Annotated in this window: 34 protein-coding genes; 1 reads left to right on the forward strand and 33 read right to left on the reverse strand. The window is 49.1% G+C overall.

Annotated elements, in window-relative coordinates:
* Positions 1–34 precede the first annotated feature (34 nt).
* The 22 genes from HV242_RS15340 to HV242_RS15445 all read right to left on the reverse strand — a co-directional run bounded on the left by HV242_RS15340 (position 35) and on the right by HV242_RS15445 (position 19389).
* Positions 35–3109 (reverse strand): host specificity factor TipJ family phage tail protein, encoded by a 3075-nt coding sequence (locus HV242_RS15340; RefSeq protein WP_181616746.1) that lies wholly within the window; start codon positions 3107–3109, stop codon positions 35–37.
* Complete coding sequence (locus HV242_RS15345; RefSeq protein WP_181616747.1) at positions 3106–3486, reverse strand: nitrite transporter; 381 nt, start codon at positions 3484–3486, stop codon at positions 3106–3108. The genes HV242_RS15340 and HV242_RS15345 overlap by 4 nt, the downstream gene beginning before the upstream one ends.
* Positions 3487–3495: 9 nt before the next feature.
* On the reverse strand, positions 3496–3978 hold the full coding sequence (locus tag HV242_RS15350; RefSeq protein ID WP_181616748.1) for a DUF1833 family protein: 483 nt from the start codon (positions 3976–3978) through the stop codon (positions 3496–3498).
* A complete protein-coding gene (locus HV242_RS15355) occupies positions 3975–4448 on the reverse strand; it encodes a hypothetical protein (RefSeq protein ID WP_181616749.1) in 474 nt (157 codons plus the stop codon). The genes HV242_RS15350 and HV242_RS15355 overlap by 4 nt, the downstream gene beginning before the upstream one ends.
* A complete protein-coding gene (locus HV242_RS15360) occupies positions 4448–7006 on the reverse strand; it encodes a phage tail tape measure protein (protein ID WP_181616750.1) in 2559 nt (852 codons plus the stop codon). Before HV242_RS15360 ends, HV242_RS15355 begins: the two co-directional genes overlap by 1 nt.
* Positions 7007–7009: 3 nt before the next feature.
* Complete coding sequence (locus HV242_RS15365) at positions 7010–7228, reverse strand: phage tail assembly protein T (protein ID WP_220131405.1); 219 nt, start codon at positions 7226–7228, stop codon at positions 7010–7012.
* A gap of 47 nt (positions 7229–7275) precedes the next feature.
* Entirely contained in the window at positions 7276–7656 is a 381-nt protein-coding gene (locus HV242_RS15370) for a phage tail assembly chaperone family protein, TAC (RefSeq protein ID WP_181616751.1), read from the reverse strand.
* 51 nt (positions 7657–7707) lie between these two features.
* Positions 7708–8205 carry a phage tail tube protein gene (locus HV242_RS15375; RefSeq protein ID WP_181616752.1) on the reverse strand — a complete coding sequence of 166 codons (498 nt, stop codon included), beginning with the start codon at positions 8203–8205 and terminating at the stop codon, positions 7708–7710.
* A gap of 56 nt (positions 8206–8261) precedes the next feature.
* Positions 8262–8630, reverse strand: coding sequence for a tail completion protein gp17 (gp17, locus tag HV242_RS15380; protein WP_181616753.1), 369 nt, complete (start codon positions 8628–8630; stop codon positions 8262–8264).
* The gene (locus HV242_RS15385; RefSeq protein WP_181616754.1) at positions 8627–9196 is read right to left on the reverse strand and encodes an HK97-gp10 family putative phage morphogenesis protein; all 570 of its coding nucleotides are present in this window, start codon (positions 9194–9196) and stop codon (positions 8627–8629) included. The genes gp17 and HV242_RS15385 overlap by 4 nt, the downstream gene beginning before the upstream one ends.
* Positions 9189–9521 (reverse strand): phage head closure protein, encoded by a 333-nt coding sequence (locus tag HV242_RS15390; RefSeq protein ID WP_181616933.1) that lies wholly within the window; start codon positions 9519–9521, stop codon positions 9189–9191. The genes HV242_RS15385 and HV242_RS15390 overlap by 8 nt, the downstream gene beginning before the upstream one ends.
* A 2-nt stretch (positions 9522–9523) precedes the next feature.
* Positions 9524–9724, reverse strand: coding sequence for a hypothetical protein (locus HV242_RS15395; RefSeq protein ID WP_181616755.1), 201 nt, complete (start codon positions 9722–9724; stop codon positions 9524–9526).
* A 70-nt stretch (positions 9725–9794) separates the two neighbouring features.
* Positions 9795–10121 carry a head-tail connector protein gene (locus tag HV242_RS15400; protein ID WP_032659043.1) on the reverse strand — a complete coding sequence of 109 codons (327 nt, stop codon included), beginning with the start codon at positions 10119–10121 and terminating at the stop codon, positions 9795–9797.
* Positions 10118–11020, reverse strand: a complete 903-nt coding sequence (locus HV242_RS15405; protein ID WP_181616756.1) for a hypothetical protein — start codon at positions 11018–11020, stop codon at positions 10118–10120. Before HV242_RS15405 ends, HV242_RS15400 begins: the two co-directional genes overlap by 4 nt.
* Positions 11013–12350 carry a phage portal protein gene (locus HV242_RS15410; protein ID WP_181616757.1) on the reverse strand — a complete coding sequence of 446 codons (1338 nt, stop codon included), beginning with the start codon at positions 12348–12350 and terminating at the stop codon, positions 11013–11015. Before HV242_RS15410 ends, HV242_RS15405 begins: the two co-directional genes overlap by 8 nt.
* A gap of 202 nt (positions 12351–12552) precedes the next feature.
* Positions 12553–14490 (reverse strand): phage major capsid protein, encoded by a 1938-nt coding sequence (locus HV242_RS15415; protein ID WP_181616758.1) that lies wholly within the window; start codon positions 14488–14490, stop codon positions 12553–12555.
* A 58-nt stretch (positions 14491–14548) separates the two neighbouring features.
* Complete coding sequence (locus HV242_RS15420) at positions 14549–16207, reverse strand: terminase large subunit (protein WP_181616759.1); 1659 nt, start codon at positions 16205–16207, stop codon at positions 14549–14551.
* Positions 16208–16210: 3 nt separating this feature from the next.
* Complete coding sequence (locus tag HV242_RS15425) at positions 16211–16672, reverse strand: terminase small subunit (protein WP_181616760.1); 462 nt, start codon at positions 16670–16672, stop codon at positions 16211–16213.
* A 103-nt stretch (positions 16673–16775) separates the two neighbouring features.
* Complete coding sequence (locus HV242_RS15430) at positions 16776–17144, reverse strand: HNH endonuclease (protein WP_181616761.1); 369 nt, start codon at positions 17142–17144, stop codon at positions 16776–16778.
* Complete coding sequence (locus tag HV242_RS15435) at positions 17110–17361, reverse strand: hypothetical protein (RefSeq protein ID WP_181616762.1); 252 nt, start codon at positions 17359–17361, stop codon at positions 17110–17112. The genes HV242_RS15430 and HV242_RS15435 overlap by 35 nt, the downstream gene beginning before the upstream one ends.
* Positions 17354–17947: a hypothetical protein gene (locus tag HV242_RS15440; protein ID WP_181616763.1), complete on the reverse strand. Its 594-nt coding sequence runs from the start codon at positions 17945–17947 to the stop codon at positions 17354–17356. Before HV242_RS15440 ends, HV242_RS15435 begins: the two co-directional genes overlap by 8 nt.
* Positions 17929–19389: a glycosyltransferase family 2 protein gene (locus HV242_RS15445; RefSeq protein WP_181616764.1), complete on the reverse strand. Its 1461-nt coding sequence runs from the start codon at positions 19387–19389 to the stop codon at positions 17929–17931. The genes HV242_RS15440 and HV242_RS15445 overlap by 19 nt, the downstream gene beginning before the upstream one ends.
* Between HV242_RS15445 and HV242_RS15450 the strand changes: the two genes are divergently transcribed.
* The gene (locus HV242_RS15450) at positions 19390–19812 is read left to right on the forward strand and encodes a hypothetical protein (protein ID WP_181616765.1); all 423 of its coding nucleotides are present in this window, start codon (positions 19390–19392) and stop codon (positions 19810–19812) included. It begins immediately after the preceding gene.
* 71 nt (positions 19813–19883) lie between these two features.
* On the opposite strand, the gene HV242_RS15455 is transcribed toward HV242_RS15450, so the two are convergent.
* From HV242_RS15455 to HV242_RS15505, 11 genes are all read right to left on the reverse strand, one after another.
* Positions 19884–20129, reverse strand: a complete 246-nt coding sequence (locus HV242_RS15455; RefSeq protein WP_181616766.1) for a DUF2560 family protein — start codon at positions 20127–20129, stop codon at positions 19884–19886.
* A 35-nt stretch (positions 20130–20164) separates the two neighbouring features.
* Entirely contained in the window at positions 20165–20359 is a 195-nt protein-coding gene (locus HV242_RS15460) for a hypothetical protein (RefSeq protein WP_094935432.1), read from the reverse strand.
* A 232-nt stretch (positions 20360–20591) separates the two neighbouring features.
* Positions 20592–20828 (reverse strand): hypothetical protein, encoded by a 237-nt coding sequence (locus tag HV242_RS15465; protein ID WP_181616767.1) that lies wholly within the window; start codon positions 20826–20828, stop codon positions 20592–20594.
* 66 nt (positions 20829–20894) lie between these two features.
* Positions 20895–21074, reverse strand: coding sequence for a hypothetical protein (locus tag HV242_RS15470; RefSeq protein WP_181616934.1), 180 nt, complete (start codon positions 21072–21074; stop codon positions 20895–20897).
* Positions 21025–21300, reverse strand: coding sequence for a hypothetical protein (locus tag HV242_RS15475; protein WP_181616768.1), 276 nt, complete (start codon positions 21298–21300; stop codon positions 21025–21027). The genes HV242_RS15470 and HV242_RS15475 overlap by 50 nt, the downstream gene beginning before the upstream one ends.
* Before the next feature lie 7 nt (positions 21301–21307).
* Positions 21308–21934 (reverse strand): glycoside hydrolase family 19 protein, encoded by a 627-nt coding sequence (locus tag HV242_RS15480; RefSeq protein WP_181616769.1) that lies wholly within the window; start codon positions 21932–21934, stop codon positions 21308–21310.
* Positions 21934–22215, reverse strand: a complete 282-nt coding sequence (locus HV242_RS15485; protein ID WP_181616770.1) for a phage holin family protein — start codon at positions 22213–22215, stop codon at positions 21934–21936. Before HV242_RS15485 ends, HV242_RS15480 begins: the two co-directional genes overlap by 1 nt.
* Positions 22202–22597, reverse strand: a complete 396-nt coding sequence (locus HV242_RS15490; RefSeq protein ID WP_180251512.1) for a phage holin family protein — start codon at positions 22595–22597, stop codon at positions 22202–22204. The genes HV242_RS15485 and HV242_RS15490 overlap by 14 nt, the downstream gene beginning before the upstream one ends.
* 199 nt (positions 22598–22796) lie before the next feature.
* Positions 22797–23627, reverse strand: a complete 831-nt coding sequence (locus HV242_RS15495; RefSeq protein ID WP_181616771.1) for an antitermination protein Q — start codon at positions 23625–23627, stop codon at positions 22797–22799.
* Positions 23628–23639: 12 nt separating this feature from the next.
* Positions 23640–24629, reverse strand: a complete 990-nt coding sequence (locus HV242_RS15500) for a DUF968 domain-containing protein (RefSeq protein WP_181616772.1) — start codon at positions 24627–24629, stop codon at positions 23640–23642.
* Positions 24626–25342: a phage antirepressor KilAC domain-containing protein gene (locus tag HV242_RS15505; protein WP_346655044.1), complete on the reverse strand. Its 717-nt coding sequence runs from the start codon at positions 25340–25342 to the stop codon at positions 24626–24628. Before HV242_RS15505 ends, HV242_RS15500 begins: the two co-directional genes overlap by 4 nt.
* Positions 25343–25362: the final 20 nt, after the last annotated feature.

Here is a 25362-nt window from a genome sequence, read left to right on the forward strand (position 1 = left end):
AACCCGCAGAAGCGGGTCTGATTGCAATTTCATTTTATGCAACATTACCTGGGTAAGTTGCATCGTCATATTGATATTTAGAGGGGTTATACTGAATTGCTGAAACATCGTTAGTACCGTCACTTCCTGGAGATATCTCTCCTATCAGAGCGTCGTAACCCACACGTGTAGAGGAACAAAACAAAATCCTGGGAGGCTCTACTGAAGGATCACCCATTATCCATGTTTCAGGTGCAAGAGTACTGCTATATGGAACTGTGAGCGTAAAGTCATTGACTCTGGTTGGAACAAGCAAATTAGATGCCTTGCCTTCCTGATCACGAATAACGACACGAGGATTAGGGAAAGTCCAGTCAGGCGCTTCACTGAGTGTAAGAGTTATAATGCTACTGTTATAACTCATTTTCTCGATCAGACAACTTAGGGTATGGTTTCCAGGGATATCATCAGTAAGAATTACCCTGTCCATAAACTCATAACAGAGTGCATCCATCTCAGTTGATGTGTCATGAGAAAGCCTTTGCAGTTGATATCCCAACAAACGACGCATACCTATTCGATAAGCTCTATCCTGGTCAAGAACGCCATCTAACTTGAAATTCTCTACTTTTACAGGAGTGGGCTTATCAGGCAATCGGCATTGAACAGTTTCCTCTGCCCAGGTGAGCTCGTTAATATACGTCACATCAACGCCATCATAATCGTCTTCATTCGGTGCTTTGAATGATGTTGTCAGTTCGGCAGTCGTTTCCTGTGGCGTGATCATCCCGGCCCATGGCTTAATACCTTCCCTTCCGGCTGAAGCCATGCCATCAGAAAGAAGGAAATAGCCCATGCCAGCGCCAGTGATGGTTTTAAGCATGTCCAGTGCAGAGACTGTATCCGTGGTAGCGAAATCGAATTTCTCACCGCGAGGTGTCCAGTAGGTTGTTTCAAGCGCGTCTATAGCAGCTCTGTCAATTTCATTATCCTGATACCCAAGTGATTTGAGTACGTGATAAAGAGCTGCGCTGATGCTGCGCGGTTCACCTTCTTCATATTGCCTGGTGGCCGTGACATTGATACGCCTGTCAGACTGAGCACCAAGTCGGTTACCCGTTCTGACGCTCAGCGCTACTGTAGTTATATCCCGGTAACTCGTTGGCCGCTTTGGAAGTCTTGACCGCATTGCCTGCCAGTAGACCTGATCGCGGGTAGAACCTCCTGCTGGCGCTTCCTTGCGTCTCATCCTGACTTCATACTGACCAGGGTCCACATTAATTACCCGTGTAAATCCGATCTGATCTTCAACACTTCTGGTATACGACAACTCAAGAGTCGTCCAGTCTGTTGCTCCCGAAATCCGGTACTGAATGAGGATGCCTACAGTCTTGGATCTCTTTTTGCCCTTGCTGTTGTATTTGGCCAGGCCATTCTGAAAGTTAAGGTTAACCTCAATGCAGTCTGTCGTTTCTCCATCAGGACATGACAGGAACGGGCCAACCCAGTCATAATCGTCGTTCACGCCGGTTACCGAACCATCAAGAACCGTTCGTTGAATAAACCCTGTCCATGCAGGATCATCAGTGGTAACAGGATTTCCTGATGAATCAACAGAAACAAGAACCCTGCCAACGGTAATTGTGAGGCCTGAAATATCAGTAATTTTATAGCTGTAATCGGTTGGGTATAAAGTCAGGCGCTGGAGTCCTACAGGTATTCCGGCAAACTTTGTGCCAGTAGCCGAATCATAAGCGAGGCTGATGCTGGCTGGCACCGCTGCAGTTCCGCCCGTTGATTTTACCCCTGCGGTATCAACTGGTGAACTTCCAAATACACTGACAGGCAATGGACTGTGGGTGATTGAGCCACCAGCAAATGGGCTGCTTTGTTCGTCGATCACTACGCGGCCGGAATTATCACGGGCCCTCAAACCAGATGCATTGATTTGGCTTGTTATTGCATTTACCAGCCCACTCATGGTGACGTAGTTGCTGGTCAGCGAAACGGTGTAAGTTACCGATTTCCATGTGATTGTGAATGTTTGTGGCGTGCTACTGAAATCATACGTTGTAGGTGACGCGCTGGCCGCAATGCTCGCGGTGTTGCCGCCGACTCCTGGAACTGCAGGTACAGCTGGGCTGTAAGCCGCAACAAACAATTCAAACGTATCGTTGTTTACCTCCAGCGTCATTGCCATTCCAACAACCGGGGCCATTTCAGATACTGAACCATAAATGACGCTGTAACCGTTATTTATTTCAATGGTGTAGGTGTCTGGCGCTTCAATATCAATAATGGTTCCAACCGTCCAGGATGATGGAATTTCAGTATCCTCTGTAATTGTCGAACCAATCAGCGTTACTGTATTGGTATTAAAAAGTAATGCATCCGCTACGACACTCACGTTTTCTGGACCACTTGTTCCAAGATCAAGGCCTGCAGTACCGGATGTTGTGTTACCTACTTCAGGTGAGTTAAACCAGTTTTCTGTGCGTTTATCTGCTGATACATCAGCGCCAGGCGGATAGACGGTATAGGAAACGTCATCGCCAAATGCCGCAAAAGGCGTGTTACCGATACGCCATTCAGATGCTGGTAAAGTGAAATAACCGGCACCGACATTCAGAAACATATCGGTAACCAAGTTTTTTTCATTAACAAACCGGCTGACAGGCTGTACTACGTAATCTGGCCATACTCGGTATTTACCGAAAATTTCTCGGATAGGATCACCAAGTTTCGCACTGTTCGCTTTTGCCGGGTTAAGATCAATCTGATCGCCATTACCAGGCTGGCTATAGCCTCCGGTCTGCATATTGCTCATCATGTAGATGGAATAGGCAGCACTTGCTACAGCAACTGCTACTGCTGCCCAGGCAGCAATCTCAAGACCAGTACCATATGGGATGGGGTAAATTTTTACGTCACTTTCTGGACTAATTTTTATGGATGGCCATTCGGCATGTGATACCGGCTTACCATTTACCTCTATGGTAATTGGGTGTTCTCTGTCTAGAGTCCATCCATCAATATTATCGGCAAGCCAACCTGCAAGGCTAACATCACAATGTTCGTGAGTTTCCAGTGGCTCGCCTGGCAGCCTTGACGGGTAAATTCTGATTGTCACTGGTAATACTCCACTTTCACAAAACGACGTTCAAAACGAGACAGAGGAAGGAATGTGACATTGGATTTAGGGTTGCACTCAGCCGCATACAGAGAACCGCCAATATCGACGACAATACCAACATGCGTGACCATTCCGCCAGAATAACATGCAATACCGGCCCCGGGAGTTGGCTCACATTTAGTCAGTTCAGACATCAGACCACGAGCTTCTCTGTCAAGCCCGTTATCGTCCTTTGTCACCCCGGAGAACTCAGGCCACAAAGGCAAATCGAGGTCACGGCGGATTTCGTTAACTATCCCGAAACAGTCAAGCTCTGGGTAAACGCGGCCGCCTTTCAGCCAGGTGACTGAACGGTACTTATCAGGATTAAACATGGGTAGTCCTTACGTCAGATAACGAAGACCAGGGAAGTCCGGAAGTGTGTAACGGTAACGAGGCCAGGCGGTATCAAGGATATTCATATACCCTGCGGTAATCTGTACCTCTGTTGCTGTCCATGACCCGTTTTTAATAGCGAGCGTATATGGTGGAGCAGCAGGTGCTGACAGATCTGAAGAAACATAACGCCGAAATGTCAGACTGGCATTATCCAGACTATCGAGAGCATTCCTGATAGCTGTTGAAACAACCCCGTCAATATTGCTGATGGCAAATTTCAAATCCTGCGTACCGTCAGCGTTACGAGCTGGCAAAGCAATATCAATCGCTGATCCGATAAAGGTCGCTTGCCTACCGTCTTCCAGAGTCACCGTTACATCATCCCATCCACGTGTTAACCAGTAATCGACACCGCCAACCGTTATTTGCAGAGTATCTAAGATCACTTCACTACCACTGCTCGCATAGAGTCTATTTAAAACAGTCATGATTCTGGCCACTCCCTGTTAAGCGCAAGGTCGATAATATCCATCCCGGAAATAAATTCCGGGAACTGACCCCATGGAGGAGGAAGTAAAATTGCACGATCATAGAGTTCTAACTCTGCAGTGTACTGCCAGTAATTACCGCCGATGAGACTCGGCCCATCATAGATATCCGTGAACCGGCAGACCTTTGGTGATTCACCTCCCGGAGTACGGAGGTTCATGTTGAACCATGCCGCACCATCAGTTAGGGCATCCCTGAACCATGCTTCAAAGGTCTGGGCCTGCTTCTCAGTAAGCGTCCAGGTTACGCTGGCCATAGTCGGGGTGGACATATAACGGCGGCGCTGCCTTGCTCGTCCTGATGTCAGAGTGGTACGAAGTAGCGGGCTTACTGGTTTTAATCCATATCCATCCTGAAGAGGAACGGGAAGATAATCGTGCGGATAGGTAATGTTGGTTGTGATTGCCATTAGCCAGCCTTTCTCCTTACTCCCCAGCCACCAGAAAGAGATTTTGATGTCTTACCCTTCCCGCTTGCCAGATCGTCATTCACCATCTTATAGCCGAGCTGAGCGCCATCCCTTACAGCTTGCTTTAGCATCTCGATTGTTCTGGCATCAGGATCCCCATTCACATAAATCTGAGGTGCGTATGTTCCCCCATTGCCCTCACTGGTCTGCTTATTTACCCGGTCAAGCGTTGCATCCAGTTTTGCACTGGTCTTCGCCGTAGTAACTCGCTCACCTTGCTGCAACAACCATGTCCCGGTTTCAGGAACGCTATCAATACCATCGTGTGCCATACCGGAAAGGGCTGATACGCTGACACCTGCTACCAGGGGAGCAGTTATAGCTGCAGCTGCAGCCATTGATGCAGGCGCAAGCGCTGGGCCAACGATAGGGATTGCCGCTGTTGATGCGTAGGCTGCGAGCTGAGCCTGGAAAGATGTAGCCTGAGCATTACCTATAAGCGTTCCTGCTGCAGAAGCCTGAGCAGTTTTACCAACCAGCAACTGAACGCCCTGGTACACCAGCCACTGCGCCGCCATTTCAGTGAGTGTTTTAATAACAACCTGGCCAAGGTCAGCAAAAATATTACTGAAGAAATCACCTATATCTTCAGCCCCGGTGATTAAGTCCTGAAGGTTATCTGCTATGGAAGACGTTGCGCTATCAAGAATAGATGTCATCCCATCGGCAGCAATCTGATAATAGTCAGAAGACTTCTCAGCATAATCATTCAACGAGTCGAATATTCCGCTTTGCCAGTCCCCCATTTTGTCATCAGATTTTTGGTAATAATCCTCCTGTATTTCGAGACGTTCATTCAGTGCATCCTGCAGCGCCTGAGTCTCTTGGTCATACAGTGATTTTGTAATATCTCCACTCTGATACTGCTTCTGGAGATCGGCCTGTTTCTCAAGAAACCCGCTCTGGATATCCAGTAACTCCTGCATGCGCTGACGGGTTTTCTTGCCCATGCCAGCACCAACAAAATCTGCATCATTGGCAGACTTATCGTTTTGATTTTGCTTTCTGAGATTTGCTGCGAACTCTGCAAGCTTCAGATTTTCTTCATTGGCCTTTTTGAGAGCATTCAGCCTGTCAACCTCAGTAGCTAATTGCTGAAGCCTCTCCTGCTGCGCGGCATTAATGCCGGTTAGCTTGCCAGTTGTTAAATCAAATCTGAGTTTTTCAACCTCAGTTACTTCCTGATTTTTTTTCCCTGTTACGTCTATTAACGCGATTTGACGCTGATAACTTGTTTCCAGCGCCTTGAATGCAGACTCAAGTTTTTTTGCACCTGCATCAGGGGTGACTTTACCGTTGGTGCCACCAGGTGGAAGAGCAAATGGCTTGTCTGTCCCTACGGTGGCGGCCCCGAGAGGAAGATTACTTGGCTTTGGTTTTGCTAGTTCGTCCCTAGTTTTTAGCAGATCGTTTAACTCATCATTCAATGCCTTAACGCTGTCATCGCCACCAGTAATCCATGCAAACATGGATTTACCCTGGGAATACATTCCATCTCGACCTTCAATATTTTTCTGAAGGTAAGCGATTCTCTCATTAACCTGGTCGATATTTGTGAGATCGATTTTCCCGCTTAAAGCAGCAAACCGGTTCCTTGTACTTGCTGCCAGTTGCCCTGCTCCTCCGGCAGCCTTAACCAACCACCCGGCAAGCTCAGCGACCTCAGAGACGAGATCAGAAATGCCCTGCAATACCACAGGATCGGTCAGTACGTCGTGAAGCTTATCGAGAGAGTTTTGCAATGGTGTAAGGTCAACTTTTGCCAGACCAGCTGCAATCTCCATCTTCAGGCCAGCAACCTGAGCTTCCATGTCTTCGAATAACTGGTTCACCTTCACCAGATCATCTATTGATGAAGGGTCTGGCGCTACTCCGTAGTCTTTTGCCAGATCAATAAACTGTTTCAGTTTTTCATTATTGTTATCAAACAGCGGAAGAAGTTTTGAAAGGTCGTTACCAAGACTTTCCAGAATGGTAGTCTTTTCGGCATTGGTCCCGATCTTACTCAGTGATTCACCAATCGCCAGAAGCTGTTTGTCAGGGCTTACTTTTGATAATTTCTCAGCAGAAAGGCCAAGCGCATTTAGCGCATCAACAGCCTCTCCTGACTTGTTCAAAACCGCGTCGCCAATCTTATCGCCAATATCTTTGAAGATATCGGCCATCTGATCGCCGGATACGCCTGCCTTTTCAGCAGCGAATTGCCAGGCTAAAAGCTCCTGTGTTGATATCCGTAAAGATTTTGCCCAGCGATCTGTTTCTGTGATCTGCTTTGAAGTGCTTTTCAGCAACTGAAACCCTGCCGCACCTACGGCCAGACCAGCAGTTACAGCTGCCGCACCAATACCAGCCAGCGCCGCACTGGCTGATGCCGCATCATCCTGTACCTGTTTACTCCACTTTGCTGAGGCGCGTTCTGCCTGATTAAGACCTGCAACAAATCCACCCGTTTTTGCAATCAGGTCGATTGTGAGTGTACCGAGATTTTTCCCAGCCATAATTTATGTCCACTCCTTCATGGCCTCTTCGAGAGTGATCGCGGGCGCGTTGATGTGGGGGGTGAAGTCGGTAATTCTGAAAGGTGGGGTATCTTTACCCCGGTTGACGTTTGCCAGCACAGAAGCAACCAAACCGGCAGCCCATTCGGTACGCATCATTGGGTTAAGGCTGCCAAATTTAGAACGGTACGCTGACCAAATTTGATACTCCCTGATGCTCAATAACTCCTGGGCTTCAGTAATGGTTCTTCCACCTATGCCATTGAGAACTAATTCACACCAGAATTCGTCTTCTGCACTGAGCTCTCCTTTCCCAGAGAGTTAACTTCCTGTATTGCTACGAGCAGGGCAATTGTCAGGCTTCCGTCCAGTGCGCCACGTTCCGGGTCAGCATGACCGGTAATATCATCAGGAGTGAACACAGGATCGCCATTTTCGTCACAAATTGAAGATGCAATGCGTCCAGCAACACCGTCCGATTTCCCAGTTACGGAAAGAATGTCGAACTTTGCCGCATGAAAACCCATAGGACGAACATAAGTGGTGGCCACATGCTTATTGCCGTCCTTGTCGGTCCACTCAATTTCCTTTTCTACCGGGCGGCCCGTAAATGCACCTACATTTTTAATCGTGTCGAGCGTCAGTTTCATTTCTTTGTTCCGTCAAAAGGCGGGGTTTCCCCCGCTCAGGTTAAATAGAACTTAACTAGTTGGTTGCGCTTTCGGGATCCATACGCCCTGACCAGAGCGCTGAATAGTCGCGGATGTCTGAACAACGGTGTTAGCCTGGAAGTCAAACGGGAAGTCAGATACATAACCCTGGAATACATACCAGGTACGGTCGTCTGGAAGAACCAAACCATCAACCGCATCAGGATCGCTCGTGGTCGCCGCAGTCGGAACTGATTCACCGTCTGCCCAGCCAATCGCGAATGTTAAATTCGCCTGGTCATTTGATTCAGCAAGGTTGCTCAGCAAAAGGTGACTATCGTTCGCTGGGTCAGCGTTCAGAGCAACGGTAGCCTGTCCAGGAGTACGCAGGCCTTTTTTGTACTGGCGGGTATTCCGTTCACTGAGACAGGTATCCTCAATCTGATCAGCAGGGCTACTGCCGGGTGAAAACGAAGTAATACATTCAATTTCGCTCACGACACCATTCGCGAGCACATACATCTGTGTGCCTTGAGTCACTACTGACATAGTTATCTCCGGAAATAAAAAAACCGGCTCAAGGCCGGTGAGTGGAAGGGTTTGGTTTATCGTTTTACAAACCAGTCGACATCAAATGAATATCGGTAACGGTTGGTATTGGGGTCGCGAGTTTGTCCACCCCAGCGGGTAATATTGGCTTTAGTCTGGATTGCATTTCTGATTGCTTTTGCTACTGAAATGACTTCTTCATCAGTATTGCCATAAATGTCAACCTGCAGGGAGAAGCGGTCAATATCAGGGATCTGATTGAGGAAGTTTTCTGGCTCTCCACCTGGTATGGTCTGCCACACTGCATAAGGGTAAGTGACATTGTCATTTTGCATACCAAATGGATAAAGCCTAACCGGGTCAGAACCGAGAAGATCTGTTACCGCCTGGCTTGCTGCACAAACAGGAAATATCGGGGGGATCATGTTGGCACTCCTTTTTTCTGAGCGCGCGAGATTGCTCTATCAATGGCCTTTTCAAATTCAGAAGAAAAAGTGCTGATAACTTGCATATCCACACCATTCATGGCTGGCCTCAATATTGGATGAGCTTGTGCGTGCTCCGTTCCAAACTCCAAAAAACGCCAATAATAAGTTGCTCCTCCGGGGTTTCCTTTCCCTGCACCAGATATTTCACCCATGCTTTCCAGAAATGCTTGTCCTAGTCTGGATCTTCGTCTGTCAGATTTTCTTTGGTCTCTGGCTTTTACGTTGGCTCTGGCACCACCTAAAACACCGATTCTGAAACCTATGTCTCCGGTAAGTCGATATTTTCTGTTATCAAATTTAGCGACAATGTTTTTATAAATAGCCTCTCGCGTTAGGGGGTCATCGACCCTTTGTGCATTACCTCTTGCTCTATCCCTGATGATGTTGGCAGCTTTTCTTAGCGCTAGTCTTCCGGCCTTGCTTTGTGTAACTTCACTTATCGCTGACATTTTACCCAGGAGAGAATCTAGCCCTTCGATATTAACTTCAACACCATCAGCCATCTTTCACCCCCTGAGAACATGGGAGAGTGAGGTATTCAAGCCCACTATCAGGATCAGGAAGAATCCCCTCTACCGCGTAAATTTTTCCTCGGAAAGTAATCCTGTCCTGATTCTTAATATCCTCCCGATATCGTATTTTGACGCGGGCAATTAACTCAACATTAGCGGCCTGAGAGGTGATGAACTCTTTGACGGAAACAGGTGTTACTTCAGCATAAACATCTGCAATTTTTTCCCAGGAATATGACATAGCGCCGGTAGAAGGGTTTTGCACGCCTGTTCTGCGCTCAATGCTGATCCTGTGCCTCAATTTTCCGAGGTTCATCTTCACCTCACTTTTCTGTCACTCAGGTAAGTTTGCTGAGGGAGGTTATCCTCTTCAACTTCTTCGGCCAGCGTTTGCATTATCAATTTGCAAAGTGACTCATTCGAGTTGGCCAGACGGTTAATTGCCTCAGTTTGTTTTGTCTGAGCTGCTGTCTGGGCTTTTAGCGCTGCCAGGAGTTCTGTTACGAGTTGCTCGTTCATAGGCTTTTTTCATCCATTTTTTTATCCATTCACGGCGGCGGGCACAACCTGCACAAGCCATATCAACTCCTTAAATTATTGTCGGCCTTCGAAGGTCATAAATAAGCATGGTGACAGCGTAAGGGAGTTCACCCTGCTTCAGTTTTTCTTCTTCCTCACCGCCGCGGTTCCTGTCCAGATAGCCCAGCAAAACAAGCAAGGCTGTCTGGCAACGCTTAAGCGGCTCTCCCTCTACCAGAACCCCGGAACTATCTACAACGAGCTCACGACTTCCCTGAATGAAAGACAATATGGCAGCGCTTCCGCCCTGTATTTTCATCTCAAGATCGGAGTCTCCATAATCATCATCAATTCGAAGGTGAAGCTTTGCTTCGTCAAGGTCTACCAGTTCAATCATGGTTTATCCCTCAGGTCCCGCCCCTTTTTAACTGCAAGCGTCCAACCTTTTGTACCTGGTTCACCTGGCTTATCTGCAGTTTTTTTATTGCAGTGCCATAGCGAACCAGCCCAGGTGACGGTGTCTCCAGGTTCGTACTCTTTACCCGCCTTAAATACATCGCGGTAAATGGTGACCGGGATAGCAAAGGTTTTTACGTCAACAAGTCCGCTAGCTTTTTCAAGTGAGATAGTGAAGAGACGTTCTTCATCCTGCTGGATGTTGACCCCGGCGACACCGTCCACAATGCATTCCCATCCGCGCATTCCATCGGTCTTCTGATAAGAACGCCATAGCCCTCCTTTGTGAGTTGCATATGTTCCACGCGGGTAGGATTTTGTTTCATCAATGCACGGTTCTAATTCAATTTGCAGTGCATCGCGACCATCGCTGGGGATGACTGGTTCAGGAATCTCAGACACAGCCAACTTCACCGCATCGTTGACCAGTTGCGTAACGTCTGGCAGATCAGGAGCTACCGGTGCTGGAATTTCGGAGACTGCGGCTTTCACCGTATCGTTGACCAGTTGAATAACGTCAGGCAGGTCAGGAATTACCGGTGCCGGAATTTCGGCAACGGCGGCCTTCACCGCATCGTTGACCAGTTGCGTAACGTCAGGAAGCTCAGGAATTACCGGTGCTGGAATCTCGGCCACGGCGGACTTAACCGCATCGCCTACCAGTTGCGTAATGTCAGGCAACTCTGGCACTACCGGTGCTGGAATATCAGCTACAGCAGCCTTCACCGCATCAGTAACGAGACTCTTCACTTCCCTTTCAAGCTGAGATTTCATAGCGGTGATGATATCCCTCACCTCTTCACCGATCGCCTGAATGATAGATAATTCGCGCTCATCCATTGTTAATAATCCCTCTCAGTGAAGTTTTTACGAATGACTTTTCAACCAGAGAAATGGCTGATTTCGCAGGTGGCGTAGGATCAGAAGTATTTTTACCAAATGGGTTATCTGACGCATCGCGCCTTGCAAGTGCAGGGAGGCTGAAGTTTTGCTGTTGCAGGTAAAGAGCATCTCCACCTTCAACAGGTGGAAGGTTTTCACTTTTTCTTGCTTCGTTAGGTGTAAGAATTGTGTTTTTAACCCCTTCACCAAGTGCTTTCATTCTGCGTTCGCTATCCATGCGCAGCAATGCTCCAATATCAAGCTCAACACGCTTATTTTGGCCAAGTTCGAAGGTTTCCTTAAGCAATGCCTCAATTGACTCAATGAGCACCTGAAGGCACTGTGAATAGTATTGCTGTTCAAGTGCCTCCACGTTGTCAGAACTTGGGATTTCACCGACTCCAGCCTTATATGCCGGTACGTGAAATGCTGAGCAAACCATTTCAGCAGAAAGTTTTTGCTGTTCTACCGTCTGTGCATCCACTGCAGACATGGTAATTGCTTTATATTCAGCTCCACCAGATAGCAGCCCAGTTTTACCTGCGTTCTCACCGGTATAACCTACATCCCATGCCGCCTTAATTTCTTTTGCTTTTTCAGCATCAACAGCGCCAGGGATGGTAATCACGCCGCTGGGCTTACCGCCGTTTTTAAAGAAGAATGCTGAACTTTCCTGAATGTGTTTACCCTGCATTGCAGCCAAGCCACAGGCGTAGATAGGTGAAATACCAATCAGTGGGTGAAACAGGCAGTTAAAACGGTCATGAATGATCTCTCGTGCCGGCACCGTAACCTGTGTAGGGAGGCCGCTAATCTGGTCAGGGCTAATCTGATAAAATACAGAGCCATCATCAGCAACCAGAGGGATAACTTTATCCGGATCAAGAATGCGAAGTTCTGTAATCTTTCCTGCACTGTTTTTTACCTTCATCACGTATGTATTACCGCGTGAAAGCTTAGAGTTCATCCATGTTTCAAAGAACTGAATCGTGTTCTGAAACTGGTTTGGTTTGGTGATAAGAGTATCGAAACTGGCATCAGAAACATCCTTCCAGATACCGTTAGAATCCTTTGACTGAATAGCAGGTGACATCTTAGAAATGTCACTTGCTATTAACGTAATGCAGGAAAACACTGCATAGTATGAAAGTACAGTTTCATTCCTTACTTCCATATTACGCTGCCATGCCCCACCAAATGGCTCACGAACGTAAGAAAAAAGTGGAGTCCATACGCCGGATGGTGGTTGCTGTAGTGCTTTCTCTTTCCGTCTAAAAGGGTTCCACATCAGCCATTCTCCGCGTTTTCTTTTTTGTTTTTACGCACCTCTGCTTTTTTGCCGGTTACGTATTCCGCTTTTTTCAGCAGAACCAGTACCTTTGCGCACTGGTCATTCACAATTTTCTCATCGCCTGGCAATGAGTCATGTGTACGCTGAAGGTATCTGATTTTTGCCATCTGAAATGGCGGGGTTTCCCCCGCCCTCCTGTTTAGCTTGTGGACCCAGTGCTGTAATCAACACCAGAGATAACTGCTACGGCTGCATCGCGACGGCGTTTCCAGTTAATCCAGCGTTCAGCTCGAATTGCCACGCTGTTCGTCTGGAACATGGATACAAGTTCAACACCAGTTGGTGTCGTGCTGTCATGGGTCGGCGCACTCTGCATTTCCAGAGAAGCCTCGCGAGACATATCCACCGCAACACCACCATCATCTGCCAGGTACACATCAGGCGCATTAACCAGTACCAGCTGATTACCAACGTACTGAGAAACAATAACTGGCAGCCCCTGGAATGTACCGCCAAGCATGGTCATATCCGGGTACTCTTTCTGACCAAGCGCGTTTTTACGCATAGACAGAGTAAGTGCCGTAGTGCTTGACATCAGCCATACCGCGCCATTCGGTTGCAGGTTGTTTGTGATGAACTGGCCGAACGCAGCGGAGGCATCGGCATCCGGGTCACCAGTTGAAGGGATAGCAGTAATGCCGTTGGTGATGGATGCTGGAGAAACATCAGCAACCGCCGCTTTAGAGGGGTCAATGAAGTCTGTATCCAGACGTGCGATTACCGCTTCCGCCAGGGCATTACGTACCAGTGCGTCAGCTGAAGGGTTTGAGAAACGGATCAGCTCTTCAGTAAGCACCGCGATAGAAGCCACTTTGGAGAAACCGAAGGTGATCGTTGCGAAATCAAATTTTGTCAGAGGTTTCGCTTTACCCTGGCCAACCCAGTTTGCTGAACCACCTGAAGTCTGAGCAGGGATACGGACATTAAATGGTACCTGACGCAGTGACGGGATATTACCCTGACCGAAGCGGCCGATAATCGTCTGAGGACGCAGGAACTCAACAAAGTCTTGCGCATAATCCTGGTATTCCACCAGCGCGCCTGCCCATGTTGGGTCTGTCGTAGTGCCAGCACTGACAGCCGCCTTCAGAACGTGATGAAGCTTTGTGTCTTCTGGGTACTGATTTTTTGCAATCTGCAGCGCTTCAGAACGGCTGCCGTTCCCCGCTGCCAGTGATTTGGCAAAGCGAGCGAACGCGATACCTTTTTCCAGCTTAGGCTCAACGCGAATGATAGCCGGGGCCTGGCTGACAACAGTTACTTCGCCATTGGCCGCTTTGGTTACTGGTTTAGCCGTAGATGCCATGTTGGCTTCCATATCACGTAGACGTTTCAAGTGTTCGTCTACTGATTTGATTTCAGCCGATGTGTTGTCGTAGCTTTCTGTTTCTTCAGAATCGAGCGTTCGGCCTTCATCTGCAGCTTTGCTCATGATTTCGCTCAGTGAACCAGCCAGCGCCGCACGTTTGTTTTCAAAACTTTTGATCTGTTCAGCGATATTCATCGTTGGTTTTCCTTTTTGAGAAGATTTATTCGGTGCTGAAGCGCCAGCAGAATTTATGGTTTTAACTACCGGTTTCTCAGTGCCAAGCGCGGCGAGTAACTGGCGGTCAAAAGATTTAACCGTTTGAATTGAGCACTCGGCGTTAGCCGGGATCGTTACAGCAGAGACTTCAAGTAGCTCCCATTCGAGAAAATGGATGCCGCCTGAGTCCAGAAATGCGTATTTAATCGGCCTGAAGCCAATTGAGAGGCCTTTTACAAGACCTGATTTGATAGATGCCCATGCTTCTTCAAGCCTGGCTACCAACTGCGATGGCATGTCAGATGTTGGTTTAACAAGTTGCGCCGTGATCTGAAGTCCCTCTTTCACTTTCTTTGCAGAGCAGTTCCCGATAGGTTGGGTTCTGTCGTGCTGCCAGAGAAAGGGGTTTTCACTACCAAACTTCGCGCCGTCAGGGTCCATAATGTCGCCGTCACGGTCAGGTGATGGTGTGGAGGCAATCCCGGTAATTATCCGTTTGTCCTCATCCACAGCTTTCACCGTCATGATCGTACATGCGCGGTCAAGCTTCATTTACTGTCCTCCAGAAACGAAAAAACCCGCCGTAGCGGGTCATTAACTGACGTGTGATTTATATGAAAAATACCTGGTAATCTTTTTTCTTCGCTTCGGGATTAAGAGCCATTAGCGAAACGGCATTGAACAGGGCCATTAGTGGGTCAATTTTCCCCTTCCCGCTGGCCTGCTTGGTAATGAGGATTGCGTTACCTTTGGGTTCTACCCTTGCGTTGCCAACACACCAGGCCATTAACGGCTGACCGCCATGAATAAGAACACCCTCCGCAAGCTTGCGCTCTGTGGTCTTTATCGCACCACCAAGCCGCCAGCCCTGACTCACGCCAACTACCGAATCTTCAGGTATTTCAGCCTCAACGAGAGCATCAAGGATCTGACCAACTCCTGAAGGGTCAATACCAATTTTGTCCAGCAGCTCCGCATCATTGATACGACTGACATATTCAGCCACTTCTTCTGTGTCCTGTCCTACGCGCTTAACGATGGTCAGATCACCAGCCTTAACGAAATCGTTGAAACGGGATTCTTCGCTTTTACGGCGGCGTACTGCAATTTCATGTGCCCAGGCATGCCCCCATCCAATCCATTCACGGGTGTTTTTGTCGCGCCCGATCACATAAAGACCAAGAAGGTCATCCAGTCCACCGCCATCTATCCCAACAGTAGCAACCTCAGCACGCTGCAGGATATCGGTGAAGGTAACTGGCCTGATTTGCGGCTCCCAGAAATCAACACCAGCCCAGCGGTCTGTCCTGAGGTTAAGGCCTATTTCGATATTAAGGTGCTTTGCCAGAAACTGCTGAAGAGTGCCGTCTGTTTTGGCCTGGTTCTTACGAAGCTGATCGGCTATCCACTCAGCACTGACAGAGCGTCCAATATTTGGGTTCGTGATGTAAAAATTATCAGGGTCGAGATATGCTTTTTTCTCAACCATTTCCTCAGGGAATTCGTATAGGATACCCAGCGTTTTTTGGTCGAGTATTTTCCCGTCCCTGACATCACGCCAGTAATCCAGTCGTTCCTTGAAAACTCCAGCCGGAGGCTCATCACTCTGTGTGGTAAGAAAAATTACCCAACCTTCATTACGTGATACCTGACCGCCAAGCGCCTCCATAAACATCGCTTCAGCATTAGAGCGTTTTCCGAACAACCAGAGCTCGTCTACCAGGATGCGGCCAGATTTTTTACCGGAAACCGTGTCAGTATCAGCGGCTACAACTTTGAGGGTATTTCGTGTTATCCGATGCGTGATTGTCCTGATATGGTCCTGTATCTGGAACATATCTGAAAGTTCATCGTCCGCCCGTATCATTCCGGCTGCTGGCTTGAAGCTGTTATCAGCAACCTCTTTTGTTGGGGCCAGGATCAGGTGTTCTTCATCCTCACGCCAGCAAAGTATGAGAGCGGTCAGCATAATTCCGGCAGCAATGGTTGATTTGGTGTTTTTCTTTGAAATCAGTAACCCATACTCACGTATAAGCTGGTTCCCTGTTTCAGCATCGTAGCCACCAAAGATGACCTTAACAAAATCAAAAACCCATTCCTCAGAACATTCGCCGAAGGTTGGCTTCCCTGGTAAATCAGAAACCCGCAACTCACGAAAAATACCAAGCGCCTGCTCTGCCTGATCAGGGAAAATTGGTGGCGGGATGATTGACTCACCGGCAATTAGTCGCCGTTCCCAATCGAGGCAGGCGGTAGACCACTGAGCCATACGTTACACCTTATTGTTGACCACCAGCTTTGGTGGTGCCATGGCACCGAATTTACTGGCAGTGGCTGCAACCTTCGCGGCGGCGTGGCGGGCATCTTTTTTACCCCCCTCACCTTTCTTAGGATGGAGATAAGGCAACATTGCCTTTGCCGCATCCTTTCTGGTGTCAATTTCTTCTGTGGTGTCGTTCATTACCGACTTAAGAAATTCGAGAGGGTCTTCAAAGGTTTTTACTGTGCTGTTAACTACTGGAGGTGGTGCAGTGCTTTCATCCCTGGTCGGTACATCATATGGATCTGCAGCACGTTTCTTGTTGATAAACGCGATGACATCCGGGTCTTTTGCCAGCCGTGAACCCTGTGACCTTGCGGTTTTCTCGGAATAACCGGCCTTACGGGCTGCTTCAGCCTGGGATGAACCGGACATCAGCGCCAGTGCGTATTTGCGCTTTTGTCCTGTTAACACGTTAACACCCTCCAAAAGGGAATTTTTTCTGTGCGTGAGAGGGGGCGCGGTGTCCAGCGCGATCGGCGTTGACACCCGCTAATACCCCCCCCCCGGGGTTTGGTTAGAGAATTACGATGCCGTCTTGTGAATTATCTTTCGGCACTGAGTGCTTCAGAGCCTCACTGTCAGGCTGGTTCATTGATGCTTCACGCGATGACTTACCTGAGTGGCACTCGATGCACAGCGTCCACAGGTTGCGCTCATCGTTTTCACCGCCAAACTGCAGTGCTATTCGGTGGTCAAGCTCACTGTCATGAAGATCTACTACGCGTCCACACATGCAGCAATGGCCACCATCACGAACATATATCCTGCGCTTAAGGCCAACCCTTGCACTTCCACTTACTCGGCGGTTCTCGCCATATACAGGTTTAATGCGGCGGGTGTCGATAGCTTTAAGACGCGGCTTCAGCGTCTTTAGTTTTCCCATCGGTTGCTCCAGAATCTTTTATATCCTTTAATGCCCTCACCGCAGGCCGAGACATGACGATGCTTTGACACGCATGGATAGCCTGACAAAACTCTATGCGCTCATTGGGGTGTTCTACGGGAAGTTTTAGATATAGGTTCCAGGCTTCACCTAGCATCTGAGCTACATCTCTTTCTTCTACACTCAAATAACAAGGAATTGACTCTTCTTTAGACATGTAACCTCCATGCCTTGCGGCGTTCTGTTCTTGGTTGCTTATCTCTCGCAGGTTCAACAGGCTTCCCATCAGCATGATCAACCAATGAATAACACGGGTAGATGACTGGTCCTCCGTGCGCATCACCCACGGCATAATCAGCAGCTTTACTGTGGCTCCATTTATCCAACACTTTCTGGATATGCTTTGGTGGGACACAGTAGCAGACTCCGTGTATCAATCGCGTGAGCGTGATGAATTCAGCCCGAGACTTATCAGCAGCGATAAGCTTCGATGCAATCTCAAGCTGATACTGAGGTGGCCTTCCTGTACCGAGATAGAAGCTGATAAGTGAATCTGGGTAGCGCTCAATCCAGTCGTAAACAGAAGAGATAAATCCTTCCACTGGCAGAGCATCATCCTCTAACACAACAACGTGGCAGCCTTGCTCTTTTGCCCACTCAAGTGCGCGTCGATGGTTCCAGTTCGCGCCATGGTCTTCGTAGTCAATGAGCATGTGAGCATCGAGTATGCCGCATAGCTCCTTAGCTGCATCAATGCGCTTATGATGGCCAACCACAACAAACTTCACTTGTGTTTCCACCATGCCGCCTCCTTACCGATACCATCAGTCTTGAAAACGGTATGAACCATAGGGCCGGTGACCAGCCTGTCAGCGAATAACTGCGCGACAATACCGAACGCCAGCATGTCACCCACCGCAGCGCCAGCCTGTTCTTTCTTCCAGAAACGATAACTCTCTATCCGGTAGTAAAGACGGATGATGCCGTGAGCGAACGCCATTACATCAGTGCGGGTTCCACCCAGCAGACCAGCGTTAAGCATCACATCGCCGCGGTGCGTTTCAATGAATTCCTGATAGATACGCTCAGGATGATTCTGTTTCGCCCAGGTGTCGGCGTAGGTCTTCGGTTCAGAACCGACGTATACAGTGCCGGGATGCATTTCTTCCCACGGTGCACGGAGCATTTCTACATCGGTACCATCGGTACACCAGACGAACCGGTATTCAGGGTGATCGCGCAGGTGCTGCCAGATATGCAGCCAGCGACGGAAGTAGACATTCATCTTCACGTCAGAAACGCGATGCAGCTCAACGTCTGCCGGTGCCGTCTGAAGTTCATCCACCAGCGCGATACGGCCACAATTCCGAAGCGATGAGGCCCATTTAGACAGCATGTCAGGCGAGGCCGTCATTTTCGTGCCGCGCTGAGGGTCAGGCTGACTGGTCAGTAACGTAGTGATTACCACGTCGCGTTGCCGCCGGTACTCCACATAACCGGTAAACCCGGTATCGCGCCGTTCGTTGTGGATTTTAACGTTACGTTCCACCAGCGCCTGCCGGTCTGGTTTCGGTACCGAACGCTCCACGGCCTCATGCTCATCGAGAGAATGAATCAGCTTTTCTGAACCGACGACGTCACCGTAAGCCCACGTCGTAAGACCAGCGTTATGGATGCGCAGGGCAAGGTCGCTGTGTTCGTACATGCCGCGACCGTAAACCGGATCGAAACCGCCAACCTTCTCGATAGCGCTACGGTGGTAATACAGCATCACGCCGCGCTGCCCGGTGTAAGCGATGTGCTTATCATCCCGGTACAGGACCGCCATATCCTTCAGCTTATTCGTCCCTGCCAGATCGAGAAACTGGTAAGCCAGGTGCGGTTCGGGTGATTCGATGTATGGAAGGTGCCAGTTATCAGCGATGGGCCAGGCGTCATCGTCCCAAAGGAAAAGATGCTCACACCCGGCGTCCATCAGCGCGGTTAAACTGGCGTTCTTCGAAGCAACAATGCCGAGTGATGTTTCATGGCGAAGCAGCTGCACGCCGTGGGGAACTACCGCTGCAGGCTTTGAGCCATCGTCTATCACAACCACCAGCGCACCAGATGGAAGATGCTTCATGTGCTGCTCAATCGCGCGTAGTAACACTTCAGGACGATTATGAGTAGTGATTGCTATCCCGATTCTGCTGGAGACTATGCTGGCAGGTTCATACTGAACACCATCAATTGTGACCTTCGGCATATGTTGATCCTGCTCTTTTATGTTTTTAGTTTTCCAGATGATAAATTGATTGCTCAATCAACAAAGGGCATAAAAATGGGTTTAAAAATTACAGGTTGCATCGTTCAGCACGTAGGAACCATTGTCAGGGCTCCAGAAGGTTTTGATATATCCATTGATTCATCATCACTTCATAACGTTGGGACAATTGCTGATATTTATGAGAAAAAATCAGAAATTTTAAAGGCTCTCGGTATAGATACCAACACGCCGGAGGAAGTGCTGAAATCAGTTGTACAGGAGATGAGACACTCTCCTAACGAAACTGAAGAGAAACGTTTACAAATCGTGAAGAACTCCAAGCTGATGGAATTCATATCGACTTCTGCAAACCTTGCAACCATCGCCACATTCATATTTGAGGTTTCAAAACTGGTTGTTTGAGAAAAGTTGCACGCCCCTTTCACACCCATTACGAAGTTATTCTTCTTTAATGGGGGTGAAAGGTTCAGTAGTTAACTTCCAGATTCAACTCCAAACAGAAGCAGGGCTTCTTCCGACTCTTTGATAGCTTTAGTCGTTCTGGCCACCAGCCCGCTTTCAGATGTTACCCGGCTTAACTGGTTAACGAAGATTTGATACTTCAGCGGATCGTCACCAACAAACTTAATCGCGTCTGCAGCGGCGGCAGTGTCGTAGTTCAAGTTCTGCAGCAGGTTTAAGCGGATTTGCTGGGCAGGTGTTACCGTGATTTCAGCCATTGCTGTTCCTCTGTATGGGGTGATTGGCATTACTGCTATTTTACGATGCTATCAATTTGATCGCCGAGGGTGGCCGTCTCGCGTATCTCCTGGACAATATAGGAGGCATGCTCACGGTTTACGGCGTATATAGTGAAGGAGAAAGAACGCCCATCTGCATCGGAAAAGTTAACAGAGAACGGGTACCAGTCTTTCCCTTCGTGATGAACGGATCCAGGCATGCTTGCCATGCTTTATCCTCTGGTGGGTATATTGATTGTCTTATCCGCTGGTGGGGATAGGATTAGATTTTTCTTAGCATTGGCATCCGATGACACCATGGAAAGTAATCAATAGGCTTTAAATCTCTGTATTCAATTACTCTACCGCAGCATAAGCACTGATAAATTGTCATGCTGTCACCCTCATGCATTGTTGATGGAAACCATTATCAAGCCCACCAGCAGGTGAGCTTTGTAATGGCTATCCGTCAGCAAAAGAAACACCGAGGTCGATGATGACTTTTTTCTGTTCCTCAATACGACGTTCAAGCTCTGCTACCGCATGAGGGCGGATTGCCTCTTCAAAGGCAGCATCCTGATATGCTGACTGGATAGTCACACCGAGACCACCTCCGCCAGCGATGAGATCGCGCTGTTTTTGCAGTTCTCGAATGTTTTCCCAGATGCTATAGGCACGACTTAAGTCCTGAACTTTCATCTGTGTCTCTCTTTTGGGTGGGTATGGAAATATCCCCGCTATTGAATGTGAACACAGCAGCATGCTTCACTCCTGTTTCTGGCAGTTCGCCTGCCACGCTTTGTTATGCGCCAGGATGTCTTTCTTCGTCTGGCGGTCCATAACGTCGATGTCGTGATCCGTCAGGTAGATTGGACTTACCCATTCGCAGGCAGTATCAACTACCACCGGGACGCTTCCACGATTCGCGCAGCTCGCGGTTAACATCGTCATCAGGCATACGGCTAATAGTCTGCTGAACATTCCTTGCCTCCTTAATGACTTCTACGCAGCGTTCTGCTGAAGCTTTCATTGCTGCGGCCTTTTCTTCTGTGCGCTGCTGGTCTGCTTTCGCTTCCGCTTTGCTGGTGCCGCGTGAATGCCCAATGCCAAAAGCACCAGCGATAGCCGCCATTATCAGGGCAGCAATACCGACGATTGTTTCTAATCCCATATCAACCTCACACCAGTACCGTTTTGGCCTGCCCGAAGCGAGCGCGACGATCTTCCAGTCCGTTCGTGCCGCCGTTGATAATCTTCGTCACCTGCATCAGGTCGCCGGAATACTTCAGGCATCCCTTAGTAGCAAAGAACCACGCTGCGCTTCTGGCTGCATAAACATCTTCGGCCAACAGTTCAGGCTGCTTAACCAAATCAACCTTCAAGCCGTTCCCACAATCACGGTAGTTATTGAGGCCGGTAATCTGGATAAGTCCACGCCCACGGTACAACCAGCCGTCGCCGGGAGCGTTGTTCCCCATGCGTTTGCTGTATACCAGGTTAGCGATAGCTCGCTGCCGTTCAATGGGTAATGTTCGTTCTTCAGGGCGGCGTCCAAGCGCGTTTGCCTGATCAGTAGTGATGCGGCCTGCTCGGATGAAGTTAACAAGGCCAGCAATGCGATAGTTGAAGCTCTCCACCAGCAGAATGAACCCAGCTGATTCATGCCCTGCCTGAGCAATGAACATTGCCTGATCTACCGGATTGGTGATGCCAAACTCTTTCATCGCATCACTGACTGGCTGAAACCAGCGCACAGCTAATTCGGCGCTTAACCCAGCCGCCTTTTGAAATTGTGATTGGTTCATTAGTGCCTCAGTGCATCAACCAGACGCGCTACGTTTCCCCGAGCCCAGAGAACGGCAGCACAAATCAGGACGTTCACCAGCACCACAAACCAGTGCGATTCATGGTACAGGCCGAACAGGTAACGGAAAGGGACGCTGGCATATACCAGCACCGTGAAATAAGCCATCAGCGATATCAGAGGGCGATGTCTCGCCCCACCGCGCTGGTAGAACATCAAAGCAATAACGATCACCGCACAGATAAGGGCGTTCACCATTGCTGTAGGATCACTTGCCACCATTGCTGGTCCCTCCACCACGTAAACGAGAGAGAATTCCAAACAGGCTACCCAGATCCTGACTGTTGACGAAAGTCAGCAGCTTAATTGCAATAGCAGCTACGATTACCGCGCCAAGCGCATCAAGCGGCCTGTCGCTATACCCCGTCCATTTGGAGAAGTAAGAGCCAAGCAGCGGTGCACCGATGACACCGAAGATAAATGAGGTGATGAAGTAGCCCACCAGTTTAAGGCGGCTGATATTAACCGCCGTAGCGACGTAGAACACCGCACCAGCAAATGCGCCAAACACCACACCGTAATCAATTCCGGTTGCCAGGCCAAACATGCTGGCCCCCATCAGACCACCAGCAGCTACCGTAGTGCCAGAAACAGGATCGGACATTTAGCCCCCTCTTATTGCCGTGAGTCCTCTCAGAACGAGGGGAAACAAAAAAGGCCGCCATTTGGCAGCCCTTAGAAACAACAAAACCCCGCCGTAGCGAGGTTTTTTATATTTTCTTTCTAACCGTGGACATACAAAGCCCATCGTTAGTGTCAAATTACATCAAAAACGGCAACATTGCAAGCATCGTGACGTTAAATTACGCGATATCCGTCAAATTATCGTTTCGTGTTACTTTTTTCAGTTGGGTGTTTGAATAGCTCTCCTCCTGAAAGCAGCGAGAAACAAGCATTTCGTAGAATGGTTTCCAGCTGTAGCGCCAGGTGCGATCAGGAAGACTTGGCAGCTCAGAGAATATTCCCCGGTAAGCAACAGATGACTTTGGCCTGCTGTAACCGCGCCCTTCGCAGCGCTTGCATTCCTTATAAACAGGTACGCCTTGCAGCTCAGTTGCTTTGCGGTCCAGTGTCTTACCTGTTCCTCCACACTGGCAGCGCTTACTTATTTTCCCGGTACCGTTGCATTTTGCGCAGAGTGATTGCTCAACGTTCTTCACCTCTCGTTTCTTTTCAAAAGATGATGGCGACTGTCCGAGGTCTTTTGCCCACTGAGGAATCCTCATTGTGTAATGGCTTTTGGTGACCGTACCGACTTTTTCAATTAGACCTTTACCGTTGCATTTTGGACAATCGGATAAATCAGCAGCTGACGATGCATAGTCGTTATAGGCGAACTTGGCCATGATGAGCATACAGAGGGGAAATTTCTTACCTGCGAGACGGCGTACAGCAAAAGGCGCGGATTGCTTGGCATATTCAGCAAGCCAGTTTATTGAAGCTTCTCTGTCCTGCTTGCTGACTCTGGCCTTACCAAGATACATAGCAAGGCCAATTCCTGCGTCAGCCTGAGTCATACCCAGCGCAGCCATAACATCAGTAACCGTCAGTTGTTCGCTGGCAGTAGCGCGAACACTATCGGAAATATGCATTCCTTTTGGGGCAAAGAATTTAACAACGTTATCGAGGTCCATGAGCGTCTCCACTTACGCCAGTACGCCGATTTCCAGCGCACGATCTAAAAACCGAAACAACAGCACCAACTGGTCGCCGTGCTTCGCTTCAAATGCCACAGGATCAGCGTGCAACTCGTCGTGATGTGCTCTGCACAGCGGTATCACAAACAGGTCATGCGCTTTGGTTCCCATTCCACCCTGCCCATGGCCTATCAGGTGGTGGGGGTCGTCTGCCGGGTTATTGCAGCAACTGCATTGCTGCGACTTCACCCAGCGGGTGTACTTCTCGTTCTCCCAGCGGCGGCGCTTTGGCCTAAGCATGAAAGATTCCGGTGACTCGGGGTCTACCTTAACGGAGACAACCTTCTTCACCTTCTCCTGGAGGATTTCAGTCGCCGGTAACGACGGAACAATGTCGCTTTCCCTCATTACGGAATTATGCGATTCAGGCTTTATCCTGAGGGCTTTGCTCGCCACTGATTCAGGAATAAGGTCAACCAGATCGTTGCGTACCATCCACCAGCAGAACTCCGGAAGCGTCAGGGTGTGGTCTTCGCTGAATCCCAGCATAATATTCACCCTTTCGAGTAACCATTTTACCAGGTTCTGCATGGCAATTCCTGCCAGTCTTTCAGTGGTTTGTTCACGTAACTGGTTATCACAACCCCAGCAAAGACGAATGCTACCGGGTGCATGCCGCATCACGGTAAAGTCTCTGGCATGCCAGTCTGTATGAGGCCACTGACATTCAAATTTTCTTTCCAGCCAGGCATCAAGCCCATTCAGGCCACCAGCACGCTGGATAACCCTTTCATTCTCAAAAATAGCCTGCATACTGTCATCATCTGTCAGCGGCTGGTGCGCTTCCGGAATCAGCCCAGATGGCAGGTGCAGGATTGCTTCCGAAGGCTTTTCGATCACCACCCTTCCCTGTCGGAATAACCAGAGCAGTTCGTTTCCGGGGCGGAACAGCACCACACCGGACATCGGAGCAACTTCAGGTGTCAGTATGGCTCTCACGAAATTTGCCCCTTAGCGATATGCTCTGCCCACAGGCCGCCAATCCAGCGCACCCCCTTTGCGGTAAAGCGAGACTGGTTGAAAGCGTAGTTGGTCTGGTTGGTAGTCCCGGTCTTAACTTCAAAGCGCCCTGCTTCGATATGTTTGCTCTTCGGAGTAAGCACGCGGTTAAGTCGGTACATGATGCCGTTCTCAATGAGGAACATCGCGAACTCGGGCTCTTTGGCGTTCAGGAGCTTGGCAACCTGCCGGAACGTCATTGAGCCAGTGGCTTTAACATAGCGATCAACAAATTCAGCCTTAGGCGCTGCTATGGCCAGTTCTTCACTCAGACGTTGCTTCTGTTCTGCAAGGTCAGCGGCAAGGCGTAGTGCTTCAGGAAGTGTTTGAGGAACCACCATCCCGGCCCCGCTCTCCAGTTCCTGCCAGCGGTCAACAAGACGGGCGGTAAACTCTGGGCAGAGCTGCGCGACGATAACGTAGCTATCGCGCTTGTTAACTTCGTAGTAATGGTAAACCTGCTGGTTCTGGGGATGGGTGTACTGCATTGCAGCATACCCCCCAATTACGCCCGAGTTCATAAGTCGCTCGATTGTCACGCAGACGTTGCTGTGGCGAGAGTCGACCAGTTTCGCAATTTCACGGCTGGACATCGTTATTTGATGCCCCATCGCGGCGCTGTGATGGGTCGGACACATTACGGTGATATTCATCTGATTCATGCTCTTCTCCA

Origin of the sequence: Enterobacter sp. RHBSTW-00593 (assembly GCF_013784105.1) — a bacterium.
Lineage (GTDB): Bacteria > Pseudomonadota > Gammaproteobacteria > Enterobacterales > Enterobacteriaceae > Enterobacter > Enterobacter ludwigii.

What these genes read in the sequence shown, in the direction of transcription:
- HV242_RS15345 (WP_181616747.1), bottom strand. Translation starts at nt 3,486, where the DNA reads ATGTTTAATCCTGATAAGTACCGTTCAGTCACCTGGCTGAAAGGCGGC.
- HV242_RS15350 (WP_181616748.1), bottom strand. Translation starts at nt 3,978, where the DNA reads ATGACTGTTTTAAATAGACTCTATGCGAGCAGTGGTAGTGAAGTGATC.
- HV242_RS15355 (WP_181616749.1), bottom strand. Translation starts at nt 4,448, where the DNA reads ATGGCAATCACAACCAACATTACCTATCCGCACGATTATCTTCCCGTT.
- HV242_RS15360 (WP_181616750.1), bottom strand. Translation starts at nt 7,006, where the DNA reads ATGGCTGGGAAAAATCTCGGTACACTCACAATCGACCTGATTGCAAAA.
- HV242_RS15370 (WP_181616751.1), bottom strand. Translation starts at nt 7,656, where the DNA reads ATGAAACTGACGCTCGACACGATTAAAAATGTAGGTGCATTTACGGGC.
- HV242_RS15375 (WP_181616752.1), bottom strand. Translation starts at nt 8,205, where the DNA reads ATGTCAGTAGTGACTCAAGGCACACAGATGTATGTGCTCGCGAATGGT.
- gp17 (WP_181616753.1), bottom strand. Translation starts at nt 8,630, where the DNA reads ATGATCCCCCCGATATTTCCTGTTTGTGCAGCAAGCCAGGCGGTAACA.
- HV242_RS15385 (WP_181616754.1), bottom strand. Translation starts at nt 9,196, where the DNA reads ATGGCTGATGGTGTTGAAGTTAATATCGAAGGGCTAGATTCTCTCCTG.
- HV242_RS15390 (WP_181616933.1), bottom strand. Translation starts at nt 9,521, where the DNA reads ATGAACCTCGGAAAATTGAGGCACAGGATCAGCATTGAGCGCAGAACA.
- HV242_RS15395 (WP_181616755.1), bottom strand. Translation starts at nt 9,724, where the DNA reads ATGAACGAGCAACTCGTAACAGAACTCCTGGCAGCGCTAAAAGCCCAG.
- HV242_RS15400 (WP_032659043.1), bottom strand. Translation starts at nt 10,121, where the DNA reads ATGATTGAACTGGTAGACCTTGACGAAGCAAAGCTTCACCTTCGAATT.
- HV242_RS15405 (WP_181616756.1), bottom strand. Translation starts at nt 11,020, where the DNA reads ATGGATGAGCGCGAATTATCTATCATTCAGGCGATCGGTGAAGAGGTG.
- HV242_RS15410 (WP_181616757.1), bottom strand. Translation starts at nt 12,350, where the DNA reads ATGTGGAACCCTTTTAGACGGAAAGAGAAAGCACTACAGCAACCACCA.
- HV242_RS15415 (WP_181616758.1), bottom strand. Translation starts at nt 14,490, where the DNA reads ATGAAGCTTGACCGCGCATGTACGATCATGACGGTGAAAGCTGTGGAT.
- HV242_RS15420 (WP_181616759.1), bottom strand. Translation starts at nt 16,207, where the DNA reads ATGGCTCAGTGGTCTACCGCCTGCCTCGATTGGGAACGGCGACTAATT.
- HV242_RS15430 (WP_181616761.1), bottom strand. Translation starts at nt 17,144, where the DNA reads ATGGGAAAACTAAAGACGCTGAAGCCGCGTCTTAAAGCTATCGACACC.
- HV242_RS15435 (WP_181616762.1), bottom strand. Translation starts at nt 17,361, where the DNA reads ATGTCTAAAGAAGAGTCAATTCCTTGTTATTTGAGTGTAGAAGAAAGA.
- HV242_RS15440 (WP_181616763.1), bottom strand. Translation starts at nt 17,947, where the DNA reads ATGGTGGAAACACAAGTGAAGTTTGTTGTGGTTGGCCATCATAAGCGC.
- HV242_RS15445 (WP_181616764.1), bottom strand. Translation starts at nt 19,389, where the DNA reads ATGCCGAAGGTCACAATTGATGGTGTTCAGTATGAACCTGCCAGCATA.
- HV242_RS15450 (WP_181616765.1), top strand. Translation starts at nt 19,390, where the DNA reads ATGTTGATCCTGCTCTTTTATGTTTTTAGTTTTCCAGATGATAAATTG.
- HV242_RS15455 (WP_181616766.1), bottom strand. Translation starts at nt 20,129, where the DNA reads ATGGCTGAAATCACGGTAACACCTGCCCAGCAAATCCGCTTAAACCTG.
- HV242_RS15460 (WP_094935432.1), bottom strand. Translation starts at nt 20,359, where the DNA reads ATGGCAAGCATGCCTGGATCCGTTCATCACGAAGGGAAAGACTGGTAC.
- HV242_RS15465 (WP_181616767.1), bottom strand. Translation starts at nt 20,828, where the DNA reads ATGAAAGTTCAGGACTTAAGTCGTGCCTATAGCATCTGGGAAAACATT.
- HV242_RS15470 (WP_181616934.1), bottom strand. Translation starts at nt 21,074, where the DNA reads ATGTTAACCGCGAGCTGCGCGAATCGTGGAAGCGTCCCGGTGGTAGTT.
- HV242_RS15475 (WP_181616768.1), bottom strand. Translation starts at nt 21,300, where the DNA reads ATGGGATTAGAAACAATCGTCGGTATTGCTGCCCTGATAATGGCGGCT.
- HV242_RS15480 (WP_181616769.1), bottom strand. Translation starts at nt 21,934, where the DNA reads ATGAACCAATCACAATTTCAAAAGGCGGCTGGGTTAAGCGCCGAATTA.
- HV242_RS15485 (WP_181616770.1), bottom strand. Translation starts at nt 22,215, where the DNA reads ATGGTGGCAAGTGATCCTACAGCAATGGTGAACGCCCTTATCTGTGCG.
- HV242_RS15490 (WP_180251512.1), bottom strand. Translation starts at nt 22,597, where the DNA reads ATGTCCGATCCTGTTTCTGGCACTACGGTAGCTGCTGGTGGTCTGATG.
- HV242_RS15495 (WP_181616771.1), bottom strand. Translation starts at nt 23,627, where the DNA reads ATGGACCTCGATAACGTTGTTAAATTCTTTGCCCCAAAAGGAATGCAT.
- HV242_RS15505 (WP_346655044.1), bottom strand. Translation starts at nt 25,342, where the DNA reads ATGAATATCACCGTAATGTGTCCGACCCATCACAGCGCCGCGATGGGG.